Annotated in this window: 8 protein-coding genes; 3 read left to right on the top strand and 5 right to left on the bottom strand. The window is 38.5% G+C overall.

The features are described 5' to 3' along the window. Positions 1–87: 87 nt before the first annotated feature. Positions 88–2,121, bottom strand: a complete 2,034-nt coding sequence (rep, locus tag RGQ13_RS00300; RefSeq protein WP_348391564.1) for a DNA helicase Rep — start codon at positions 2,119–2,121, stop codon at positions 88–90. A 173-nt stretch (positions 2,122–2,294) separates the two neighbouring features. Here rep and ubiK point away from each other — a divergent pair, with 173 nt between their 5' ends. Then, positions 2,295–2,549, top strand: a complete 255-nt coding sequence (gene ubiK / locus RGQ13_RS00295) for a ubiquinone biosynthesis accessory factor UbiK (RefSeq protein WP_348391563.1) — start codon at positions 2,295–2,297, stop codon at positions 2,547–2,549. 58 nt (positions 2,550–2,607) lie between these two features. Here ubiK and RGQ13_RS00290 read toward each other — a convergent pair whose 3' ends face one another. From RGQ13_RS00290 to RGQ13_RS00275, 4 genes are all read right to left on the bottom strand, one after another. Then, complete coding sequence (locus RGQ13_RS00290; RefSeq protein WP_405054188.1) at positions 2,608–3,351, bottom strand: class I SAM-dependent methyltransferase; 744 nt, start codon at positions 3,349–3,351, stop codon at positions 2,608–2,610. A 59-nt stretch (positions 3,352–3,410) separates the two neighbouring features. Further along, complete coding sequence (locus RGQ13_RS00285) at positions 3,411–4,127, bottom strand: DNA-3-methyladenine glycosylase I (RefSeq protein WP_348391562.1); 717 nt, start codon at positions 4,125–4,127, stop codon at positions 3,411–3,413. A gap of 23 nt (positions 4,128–4,150) precedes the next feature. Then, on the bottom strand, positions 4,151–6,193 hold the full coding sequence (gene prlC, locus RGQ13_RS00280) for an oligopeptidase A (RefSeq protein ID WP_348391561.1): 2,043 nt from the start codon (positions 6,191–6,193) through the stop codon (positions 4,151–4,153). 135 nt (positions 6,194–6,328) lie between these two features. Further along, positions 6,329–7,549: a dicarboxylate/amino acid:cation symporter gene (locus RGQ13_RS00275; RefSeq protein WP_348391560.1), complete on the bottom strand. Its 1,221-nt coding sequence runs from the start codon at positions 7,547–7,549 to the stop codon at positions 6,329–6,331. A 301-nt stretch (positions 7,550–7,850) separates the two neighbouring features. Between RGQ13_RS00275 and gorA the strand changes: the two genes are divergently transcribed. Both gorA and polA read left to right on the top strand, forming a co-directional pair. Then, the gene (gorA, locus tag RGQ13_RS00270; protein WP_348391559.1) at positions 7,851–9,200 is read left to right on the top strand and encodes a glutathione-disulfide reductase; all 1,350 of its coding nucleotides are present in this window, start codon (positions 7,851–7,853) and stop codon (positions 9,198–9,200) included. A gap of 697 nt (positions 9,201–9,897) precedes the next feature. Then, entirely contained in the window at positions 9,898–12,654 is a 2,757-nt protein-coding gene (gene polA / locus RGQ13_RS00265; RefSeq protein ID WP_348391558.1) for a DNA polymerase I, read from the top strand. Positions 12,655–12,793: the final 139 nt, after the last annotated feature.

Genomic DNA, 12,793 nt, shown 5'->3' with positions numbered 1-12,793 from the left:
GAATACATTACATTTCGAATTACGAAGTAGCTATCGAAGCGATAGCGTATTCGAATACGCCAAGCGCCGTATTCGCACCTGTTGAACTTAGTTTTTAGCCTGCTTTTTAGCATCCAACATTGCTCTTAAACCTGCAACACCAGCTTTACCTTTATCTTGAGTCTCTTCAGCGCTTTGTTTACGTTGTCCAGCTTGCTCCCAAGCCAAATCATCTTGTGGCATTTCATATAAAAACCTAGATGGTTCAGTGCGAATAACCTCACCGTATTGTCTACGTTCTTGGGCATAGGTAAAGATCATCTCTCTTTGTGCTCTTGTAACACCCACGTAAGCCAAACGGCGCTCTTCTTCGACATTATCTTCATCAATACTGGTTTGATGCGGCAACATACCCTCTTCCATGCCAATCAAAAAGACATAAGGAAACTCTAGGCCTTTGGATGCATGTAACGTCATTAACTGCACTTGGTCAGCATCTTCTTCGTCTTCATCTCGTTCCATCATGTCGCGTAATGTTAAACGAGTGACAATCTGCGCTAATGTCATCGGCTCGTTTTCATCATCGCCGGCAAGCATATCAGTCACCCAACTAAACAGTTGCGTCACGTTCTTCATACGCATTTCAGCGGCTTTTGCACTTGGAGAGGTATCGTACAAGTAATCTTCATAATTAATGCTTTGAATGAAGCTTCTAAGCACAGCCGCGGTGTCCCCTCGGGTGGCGTTATCTTCTGTTTCAACAATTAAACGAGTAAATTTTTGTACGTGCGCTAAACCGCGGCCAGTTAAGTGCTGCTCTAAGCCCAGTTCAAAACTAGCAGCAAACATACTAATTTGACGAATATTGGCATAAGTTCCCAGTTTCTCTAACGTAGCAGGACCTATTTCTCGCCTTGGTACGTTAACTATACGTAAAAAACCATTGTCATCATCTGGATTAACAATAACCCGTAAGTAAGCCATAATATCTTTGATTTCAGAGCGTGAAAAAAATGAGGTGCCACCGCTTATTTTATAAGGGATACGGTTTTGCATCAGTACTTTTTCAATCACTCTTGATTGAAAATTACCTCGATACAAAATAGCGTAATTTTTAAATTTACTTTTATTTAAAAAACGATGACCAAGTAATTCACCGGCAACTCTCTCGGCTTCATGATCTTCATTTTTTGTTTTAATTACTCGCAGCTCTGGACCATAAGCTAGCTCACTAAAAAGTGCCTTATCATAAACATGGGGATTGTTAGCGATAAGGATATTGGCACATTTTAATATACGGCCACTAGAACGATAATTTTGCTCTAGTTTAATCAATTTCAATTGCGGATAATCTTCGCCAAGTAACACTAAGTTTTGTGGTTTAGCACCGCGCCATGAGTAAATTGACTGGTCATCGTCGCCAACTACGGTTAAACGTGCGCGTTCACCTACCAAGTTTTTAACTAATTCATATTGGCTAGTATTGGTATCTTGATACTCATCCACTAACAAGTACTGAATTTTTCTTTGCCAGCGCTGACGTACTTCCTCATAATTTCGTAAAAGCAAAGTAGGGATCATGATCAAATCATCAAAATCTAGAGCATTATAAGCACGCATATTTAGATGGTAACGTTGATAGAATTCCGCAAATAACACTTCATCAGCACCATTAGCTCTTTTTAATGCACTGTCAGGTAACATTAAGTCGTTTTTCCAATTGGAAATCATACTTTGTAGGCGTGACAATAACTCTTTATCGCCATCAAGCTCTTTCTCGGTAAGGTCTTTTAATAACGCTAAAGAATCCTGATCATCGAACAATGTAAAACCAGGTTTAAATCCTAATGTTTTAATCTCTCGACGAACAATATCAAGACCTAATGAATGAAACGTAGAAACCATTAACCCGCGTGTTAAGTCACGACCAAGCATTTTTCCTACTCGCTCTTTCATTTCGCGCGCAGCTTTATTAGTAAAGGTAACCGCTGCAATATTGCGAGCTTTATAACCACACTCTTGAATTAAGTACGATATTTTTTGACAAATAACCCCTGTTTTGCCACTACCAGCACCCGCAAGTACCAGACATGGCCCACTAACGTAGTTTTTTGCTTCATTTTGTCCAGGGTTAAGTTTCATGTGCTCTTTGTTTACTTTCAGTATTTTTAAAAGAGGCAATTTTACCTGCTTTTGATATAAAATTCCTTAAATTCCATTTGGTGATAACAAATTTATTCAAAGCCTGTGATTAATTAATTAATAACGGTATTATAAGCAGCATAAATGTAAGAATTTAATCAAACGAGACTAATATGATTAACGCTAAAAAAATTGAAGATATCGCCAAACAAATTACCGAAGCAATTCCTCCAGGCGTAAAAAATGTAGCTACTGATTTTGAAGCTAAAGCTAAGCAGGTATTACAAAGCAAATTATCGCAATTAGACGTTGTTAGCCGAGAAGAGTTTGATGTACAAACACAAGTACTTATCAAAACACGAGCTAAACTAGATGAAATGGCAGCTAAAATCGCCGAACTTGAAGAAAAAATCAATACTGCAGATTAATACATACCCGTACGACCTCAAAGTGCAAGATTTCAGAAGGAGTTAGCACGGGTATAGTCTATATTTTCGGAATGCCTTGGTTTACATAAACATCAAAGCGATTTTTTTTCATTTTGATGCTCGTTGATGGTTTTTTACCGTTTAACGGTTCGGCATAACTTGGGCGTTTCACCACTACTCGATATTTCGCTAGTGCTAATGCTTGATCCAATAAATCGTCCGCATCAGGATCACTACCTACTAGCGTTTGAAAGACACGCATTTCTTTTTTAACCGCAGCCGATTTTTCTCTGTGCGGATACATAGGATCTAAATAAACCACATCTATATCGGTTAATTTGGCCATAGCATCAATTGATGATGCATTAATTAACGATAACCGTTCGCTTAGCCAACTACCAATATCTTGATCAAGTTTACCCCGCTCTAAACCATCATCTAATAACGCAGCAACAGGCAACTGACGCTCCATCATGGTAACGTTACAGCCCAAGCTTGCTAATAAAAAAGCATCTCGACCAAGGCCTGCTGTAGCATCTAATACATTAGGTTCAAAGCCGTGTTTTAAACCAATTGCTTTGGCAATATCTTGGCCACGACCACCACCAAATTTACGACGATGGGCAACTGCACCACCAATGAAATCAACGACAATACCATCTAATTTAGGCTCATCGGTTTTATGTAACTCTAATTGGTGATCGGTAGCTAATAAGTAAAAAGGACTTTTCACTTTATTTAAATCACGCAGTTCACCGCCGTAGGTTAAATCCCATTTTTCAGCTGTGCTTTCTGCTCGCATGATATTGTTAAAACTATCAGCGAATACTAAACAATGAGGAGTTACATTTGAATCAGTCATTAAGTTGTTGGTACTTGCTCTACATGGAAATGATTATCGCCAGTGCTTAAGGCAATAAGATGGCTTATTTTCTTTAAACTATAACCGCTCTGTTCGCGCCATTCATTAAAACAATGCTGAATGGCATTTAAACTGGTTTTGCTGGTAAGCCCGCCAGTAATTAGTTCATGATTACGAAAGTAACTTTCTACATCACGACTTAATAAGAAAGTATCTTTGCCTAATGTTCTAAGTGCATAAGGTCCGGTATTACCACCTAAACGCTGACCATGTTTTTTAAGGTAACTCCACAAACCGATAATGTCTGCTTCAGGCCAGGCAGCAATAAATTCACTGAAGCTGCCCTGCTCTAGTTCAACATCATGAATCATATGAGCATTTGCCTTTATGGTTTGTACCTTTTTAAAGTTTCGAATTATTTTCGGATCTTGGGCTTTTCGTTCAAGCATTTCATCGGGCATCATTAATATTTTTTCAATATTAAAATCAAAGAAATGCTCCTCAAAACTAGGCCATTTATTTTCAACTACGCGCCAGACAAAACCTGATTGGAAAACTTTTTTGGTAAATTCAGCCAAGAATCTATCATTGCCCAATTTAGCTAATTCGGCATTTGAATTTGCTAAAGTTTGGTACGGCGAAAGTAAAAGCTCAACATTATCTGCTCCGCCTTTGCGATCAATTGCTCGTTGATAAATTGACTGAATTTTTTCCATAGCTAAGTTATTAAATCCAATTATTAAACGTTAATACCACAATGGCGTAATAAAGCATCCACCTGTGGTTCACGACCACGGAATGCTTTAAACAATTCCATAGGCTCTTGTGAACCGCCTTTTTCTAGCACACATTCTAAAAAGTCTTTGCCGGTATTTGCGTTGAAGACGCCTTCTTCTTCAAAACGCGAGTAAGCATCAGCCGATAGTACTTCCGCCCACTTATAAGAATAATAACCTGCAGCATAACCGCCAGCGAAGATATGGCCGAAGCTATGCTGAAAACGGTTAAACTCCGGCGCTTTAACAACTGCATATTGAGCACGTACTTGATCGAGAATTTGCTGCACTTGGTTTTCAACGTTAGCATCAAAGTCAGCATGAATTTTAAAATCAAAAATACTAAATTCAAGCTGTCGCAACATTTGCATCGCCGACTGGAAGTTTTTCGCTGCCAACATTTTGTCTAGCATAGCTTGCGGTAAAGTCTCACCCGTTTCAAAATGAGATGATAAAAATTCTAATGCTTGTGGTTCCCAACACCAATTTTCTAAAAATTGGCTTGGCAGTTCAACGGCATCCCATGGCACACCGTTAATACCAGCAACACCTGCGGCGTTAATTTGAGTAAGCATATGATGTAAACCGTGGCCAAACTCATGAAATAAGGTTACCACTTCATCATGAGTAAATAACGCCGGCTTATCGCCAACGGGCTTGGTAAAGTTACAGGTTAAAAAGGCTACCGGCAATTGCACGGAGTTTTTACTTAATTGACGACGACCAACACAGTCAGCCATCCAAGCACCACCACGTTTCTTGTCTCGAGCGTATAAGTCTAGATAAAAACTACCTCGTAAGTTTTCGGTATTGTCATAAACATCAAAGAAGCTTACATCTTTATGCCAAACATCAACACCTGTTCTCTGCTTTATAGTTAAACCATATAAGCGATGTACCACTTCGAACAAACCAGCCACGACTTTATCTTCGGGAAAGTATGGGCGTAAGTCTTCATCTGAAATAGAGTATTTAGCTTGTTTTAATTTTTCAGAATAAAAAGCAAGATCCCATGGGTTAAGTTCATCGACAGCAAACTCAACTTTTGCAAAGTCGGTTAATTGCTTAAGATCTTCTCCACCTTGCGCTTTTGATTTACCCGCTAAGTCTTCTAAAAACCCAAGGACTTGCGTTGTGTTTTCTGCCATTTTAGTAGCAAGGGATTCTTCAGCGTAATTAGCAAAACCTAAAAGTTGAGCAACTTCATGGCGTAATGCCAAGGTTTCAGAGATCAATGTTGAATTATCGAATTCGCCGGCATTAGGGCCTTTATCTGATGCGCGGGTTACGAAGGCAACATACATTTTCTCACGCAAATCGGCATTGTCGGCGTACATCATCACTGGTAAGTAACTTGGGATATCTAAGGTAAATAGCCAGCCCTGTTTATCTTGAGACTCGGCCAATTGTTTAGCGCCAGCTAAGGCACTTTCGGGTAAACCAGATAATTCACTTTCATCAGTAATATTTACCGAAAAGGCACCGGTTGCATCTAATAAGTTATTGCTAAAATTAGACGCTAGTTCTGACAACTTAGTTTGGATTTCACCATAACGAACTTTTTTATCGTCCTCTAAAGCAATACCCGATAATTTAAAATCGCGTAATGCATTAGAAATTACTTTTTGTTGAGCTGCATTTAAGCTAGTGAATTCATCACTATTAGCAAGTTGTTGATAGGCATCGAATAATCCTTTATGTTGTCCAACCCATGTGCCGTATTCAGACAACATGGCTAAACATGAATCATAGGCTTCACGTAGTTCATCACTGTTTACTACTGAATTCATATGCGACACTGGCGACCACATTTTTTCAAGCTGGTCATCAACTTCATCAATATAAGCGACCAAATTATTCCAAGTAAAAGGTCCACCACTGGCAACTACTTGCTCGATAGCTTTTTTACCATTGGCTATAGCTTGCTCAACAGCAGGTTTAATGTGCTCAGGTTTGATTTTTGAAAACTCAGGTAGGCCTGATTGCTCTAATAAAGGATTGCTCATAATGCTGCTTATATTTTTAGGGAGATAGTAATACTACTAGAGATAAGTACTTTTGGGCGATTATTCAAGTAACAAACAAAAAAAAGACGCTTTCGGCGCCTTTTCTTTAATATATATTCTACTTATAAAGTTTCTTTAATTCTTTACCAGTTTATTCATGATGACTGCACATGCAGCATCACCGGTTATATTTAATGCGGTTCTGATCATGTCAAAAATTCGATCTAAGGCAAATAATAATGGCAAACCTTCGATAGGAATACCCGCAGCAAGTAAAACCGCAACAACTAAGAAGGATGGACCTGGCACTCCCGCTTGTCCTATTGCACCTATGGTGGAAGTAAATATAATGGCGACATAAGCGCCAAGTGTTAACTCTATACCGAACATTTGCGCGAAAAACACCGCAACTAAACCGTAATAAATGGCATTACCGCTCATATTGATCGTTGCACCTAAAGGTAGCACAAAAGAGGCTACTGAATTCTTTACATTCAACTCTTCCTCACAGACTTCCATTGTCACCGGCAAAGTGGCCATACTAGAAGCTGTAGATAAAGCAACGGCTTGAGGTTTTTTCATCTTTGAGATGAATTCCATCACTGGTACATCAGATAAAAACTTCACCATTAATGGGTAAACAATAAAGCCGAAAATAATGATCACTAATAAAAACACTAAAACTAACTTAACGATGATACCCAATACATCAAAGCCAAAAGTACCAACCGCATCTGCCATTAAGCCAAATACACCGATGGGAGCAATAATCATCACTTTGTTTATCATCCAAACAAAAGCATCGATAATTGTAGATATACCGGCTAAAAAAGGTTTAGATCGTTCAGCGCCAACTTTGGTAATGGCAATTCCAAAGAACATACAAAACACAATAATTTGCAGAATATTACTCGAATTTAATGATTCGAATATATTCGTCGGGATCATCGCTAAAATGGTGTCAAATATACCCGCCACTTCGCCCTTATCCGCGTAGGTATTAGCAAACATGCCCGAAACACCTGAAGTATCTACACCTATTCCAGGCTTAAATAATTCACCAAAGAAAATAGCTAAGAATACCGCTACTGCCGACGTCACCATGAAAAATGCGATCGTACCAAAACCAACTTTGCCCGCATCTGGGCTCGCGCCTAAATTAGCCGCACCAGAAATAATAGATACCGCGACCAACGGGACGACCAACATGGTAATTAAATGAATAAAGATAGAGCCTAACGGTGCAAAAATAGAAGCCCCCTCTCCCATCAAAACACCAACACCTGCACCAATAACCATGGCAATAACGACTTGTAAGCCGATATTATGCTTAAAGCCTTGTTTAATTGTTGTCATAAGAAATCTCTTTGCTATTTATGCCCTACGAGCAAATATAAGTTAACTGTTCATCTCAATACTGTCTAAATTCAAAAAAATTTTATTTGATCTAAATGGTATTTATACAACTTAATACAAAGTCTCTCTATACAGAAACCCGTGTGAAGCGTATGTTAACGACATTATTAAGCATAGTTTATGCACCACGATGAGTGCACTGAAATAAAAACTACGAAACTTCGCTCTTATAGTTGAAAAGCGCATCAATGAGCGCAATTATTAGATATTAGAATAGATACCTCTTATTAAGGAATTATACATGACTCAACATTTTGATTATATCGCCCTTGGCGCTGGCAGTGGTGGTATTGCATCAATAAATAGAGCTGCAATGCACGGTAAAAAGTGTGCATTAATAGAAGCTAAAGCTTTGGGCGGCACTTGCGTTAACGTTGGTTGTGTTCCTAAAAAGGTCATGTGGTACGCCGGACAAATTGCCGACGCGGTACATTACTCACAAGACTACGGCTTTGATTTAACCGCAGGAAAGCTAAATTGGGCAAAACTGGTAGAAAGTCGTGAAGCCTATATTTCTCGTATTCATCAGTCGTATGACAGTGGCCTTGCCAAGAATAACGTGACCGTGATCAACGGCTTTGGTAAGTTTATCGATAAAAACACCATAGAAGTTAATGGTGAAACCTATACTGCTGACAATATTTTAATTGCCACTGGTGGTCGACCAAGTGTGCCAAACATTCCAGGCGCCGAACTTGGTATAACCTCTGATGGTTTCTTTGCGTTAAAAGAACAACCTAAACGCGTTGCAGTAGTTGGCGCGGGTTATATTGCAGTTGAAATTGCAGGTGTATTAAATGCGCTAGGCAGTGAAACAACATTATTGGTACGCAAACATAAGCCTTTACGTGATTTTGATGACATGATGTCAGATACCTTAGTTGAGATCATGGCTAAAGAAGGACCCACGCTTAAAACGCATTGCACACCAAAAGAGCTAATTAAAAATGCTGACAATAGCCTAACGCTTGAACTTGAAAATGGCGAAGCGATAACGGTAGATGCTGTTATTTGGGCCATTGGCCGTGAGCCTGCAACCGATAATATTAATATCGCCGCTACAGGTATTGAATTAAACTCGCGCGGATTTATTGATACCGACAAATACCAAAATACTAGCATAGCTAATATTTATGCTGTGGGTGACAACACTGGCCGTGCACAACTTACTCCAGTAGCAGTAGCTGCAGGACGTCGTTTATCTGAGCGTTTATTTAATGGTAAAACCGATGAGCACTTAGACTACAACCTGATACCTACAGTAGTATTTTCACACCCAACTATTGGTACTATTGGATTAACAGAGCAACAAGCTGTCGCTTCATTTGGCGATGAAGATGTTACTGTATATACGTCGCAGTTTACTTCTATGTATACGGCTGTTACTCAACATCGTCAGCCTTGTCGAATGAAACTAATATGCCAAGGTAAGAACGAAAAAATTGTTGGCATGCATTGTATAGGTTTGGGCAGTGATGAAATGCTGCAAGGTTTTGCCGTCGCTGTAAAAATGGGCGCAACCAAAGCAGATTTTGACAATACTGTTGCAATTCACCCTACGGCAGCAGAAGAATTCGTTACCATGCGCTAATACCAAGTCCAGTTTGATTAAGTTTGTGATCTTGTTGTGCAAAATAATTAAACTAGGCAAGGCACTCGATTGATTAATAGCTTGTTATTGGGATTGAGAGTGGCGCCGATTAGGTTGATTTTAGCCTGCACAAGTGAGTAATAATTTATTCAAATGAGTATCAGCTCAATGATTAGAATTTAATTCGAAAATTGAGCTTTATTTTGAATTTTTTCATTTGAATTATTTTTAGTCCAAAAAGCTTAGTTTGTTCAAATTAGCTACAAGCCTTTGTTTACCTAACTAATCACTTTTTCACATCAAAAAATACATTATCAATTAAATTATTTAGTTAATATATTGTTAAAAAACCGTTTGTTTTCAAAAATCTTTCTGCTAGTATCATTGTCCCATTAGGAAAAACACTTCTCTATATTGTTTAACTTTTGGGATTTATGGAAAAATTATCCACATCTATTTTACCAATAATAATAAATAGAAACGGTCATTTGTATCTTCCGAACATCATAATTACTAAGCCTTACAGGCGTTTTACACTTGCTACTTTCCTTTGTAGTAGGTGGACTTAGCAATTCCTTCAACAGACTTATCCACAATTTAAAACTTTTCCACAGTTTTTTATAATTGCTTTGATACCAAACCAATTGAATCTGTGGCATGCTATTGCCAGTAATTTCAAAGATAATAAACAAATACCATGACTCAATCCTCCCCTTATATTCTCGTTGACGGCTCGTCTTACTTATTTCGCGCTTATTATGTGCCCTATTTACAGGCACTTTCGACTAAAGATGGTCATCCGACAGGTGCAATCACCGGTGTATTAAATATGATCAAAAGTTTGCAAAAAGATTATCCGACAGGAAAAATCGTTGTAATTTTTGATGCCAAAGGGAAAACCTTTCGCAACGATTTATACCCAGAATATAAAGCTAACCGTCCACCAATGCCGGATGATTTACGTTGCCAAATTGCCCCACTTCATAAAATCATTAAAGCAATGGGATTACCATTGTTAGTAATAGATGCTGTAGAGGCGGATGATGTTATTGGTACCTTGGCCGATCAAGCCAGCAAACTTGGTTTAGAAACGGTAATTTCAACTGGCGATAAAGATATGGCGCAGTTGGTCACCGAACATGTGACGTTAATCAATACCATGACAAACGTTGCTATGGATGTTGCCGGTGTAGTTGAAAAATTTGGTGTGCGTCCCGATCAAATTATCGATTATCTCGCATTAATGGGCGACAAAGTAGATAACATTCCTGGTGTTGAAAAGTGTGGTCCTAAAACCGCAGTGAAATGGCTGACAGAACATGAAAATTTAGACAATGTTATTGCCAACGCCGACTCAGTAAAAGGTAAAATTGGTGAAAACCTTCGAGCCGCCCTTGAACAATTACCTCTTTCTTATGAGCTTGCTACAATAAAATTGGATGTTGACCTTGAGCAGCCGATTAATGAAATTGAAGCAATAGATGCTGACACTGACACTTTACGAGAAATGTATACCGAGTTTGAACTTAAGCGTTTGCTTGCCGAACTTGATAAAGGTAATTCAGCAAGTGCGAATTCTGCAACAGCAGTAGTAACAGATACTCAAGTAGTTGAAGAAGATAATGAGTTACCACCAGCCATTGAAAGTTCATATGACATTATTTTAACAAAGGCTGATTTACAAATTTGGCTCGATAAATTAAATACTTGTACAGAGTTTGCCTTTGATACTGAAACCACTAGTGTCAACTACATGAAAGCTAAGTTAGTAGGCTTATCATTTGCTATTGAAGCAGGAAAAGCAGCCTATGTGCCACTTACTCATGATTATATAGATGCACCTGAACAATTAGATTTAGATTGGGTGTTAGAGCAATTTAAACCTTTGTTAGAAAGCACCAGCATTTTAAAAATAGGGCAAAACTTAAAATACGATGCCAATGTATTAAGTCATTATGACATAACAATACAAGGTGTTGGCTTTGATACCATGCTTGAGTCTTATTGTTTAAACAGTGTGTCTACTCGTCATAATATGGATGCTCTGGCTGATAAATACCTTGGTTATAAAACAGTACACTTTGAAGATATTGCCGGTAAAGGTGCAAAACAACTTACCTTTAACCAAATTGATGTTGAACAAGCTGGCCACTATGCCGCTGAAGATGCAGATATCACCCTACGTTTACACCAAGCGATTTGGCCTAAACTAGAAAAATTCCCGGATCAAAAGCAAGTATTTAGCGAAATTGAATTGCCACTCATGCCAGTACTTGCCCGTATGGAGCAGACAGGCGTACTGATTGACTCTGACTTATTAAACGAGCAAAGTCATCAAATTGGCATGCGGTTAGATGAATTAGAAATTCAAGCTCACAATGTGGCCGGTAAAAGCTTTAATTTAAGTTCGCCAAAACAATTACAGACAATTTTGTTTGAAGAGCAAGGCATTCCGGTGATCAAGAAAACACCAAAAGGGGCACCTTCCACTGCTGAAGAAGTATTGCAAGAACTGGCTTTAGATTACCCATTACCTAAATTGATTATTGAGCACCGTGGCTTAAGTAAATTAAAATCAACATATACTGATAAATTGCCATTAATGGTGAGTGAAAAATCAGGTCGCGTACATACCTCTTATCATCAAGCAGTAACGGCAACAGGGCGCTTATCTTCAACCGATCCTAATTTACAAAACATCCCCATTCGTAGTGAAGAAGGCAAAAAAATTCGCCAAGCGTTTATAGCACCACAAGGTTATAAAATATTGGCGATTGATTACTCACAAATTGAATTACGCATTATGGCGCATTTATCAAATGATGAAGGCCTATTGTCTGCGTTTGCAGAAGGTAGAGATGTGCATCAGGCAACTGCCGCCGAAATATTTAATATAGAGCTTGAGCAAGTCACTTCAGATCATCGTCGTAGTGCAAAAGCGATTAACTTTGGCTTAATTTATGGTATGTCGGCATTTGGCTTATCTAAGCAATTAGGCATTGCTCGTGGCAAAGCACAAGATTATATGAACACCTACTTTGAACGTTACCCTGGTGTATTAGAGTACATGGAAAACACTCGCCAATTAGCATCTGAGCAAGGTTATGTTGAAACTTTATTTGGTCGTCGACTATTTTTACCAGAAATTAAATCTAGAAATGGTGCTAGACGAAAAGCCGCAGAACGCGCCGCAATAAATGCACCTATGCAAGGCACAGCTGCTGACATTATTAAAAAAGCGATGATCGCAGTAGATAAATGGCTAATAGAAAACAATGATCCACGCATAAAAATGACCATGCAAGTACACGATGAGCTTATTTTTGAGGTGGAAGAAAGCATAATTGTTGAAACAACCGAAAAACTAGTCGAAATAATGAACAATGCAGTACAGTTAAATGTGCCATTAATCTCGGAAGCCGGTAGTGGCGAGAACTGGCAGCAGGCTCATTGAGTAAATAGTTATGTAATAAAATTACAAAACGATTCATACTCATCGTTAAAAAATAGCATTTAATTGCTATTTTTTTTACTTTTTTTACAAAAATGTAATAAAACTTAGAGTAAACACTTTACAAACTAGAGTTAACACT

The organism is Thalassotalea psychrophila, from assembly GCF_031583595.1.
Lineage (GTDB): Bacteria > Pseudomonadota > Gammaproteobacteria > Enterobacterales > Alteromonadaceae > Thalassotalea_A > Thalassotalea_A psychrophila.
Note: the sequence above shows the minus strand (reverse complement) of the source record. Positions and strands in the feature narration are given on the sequence as shown.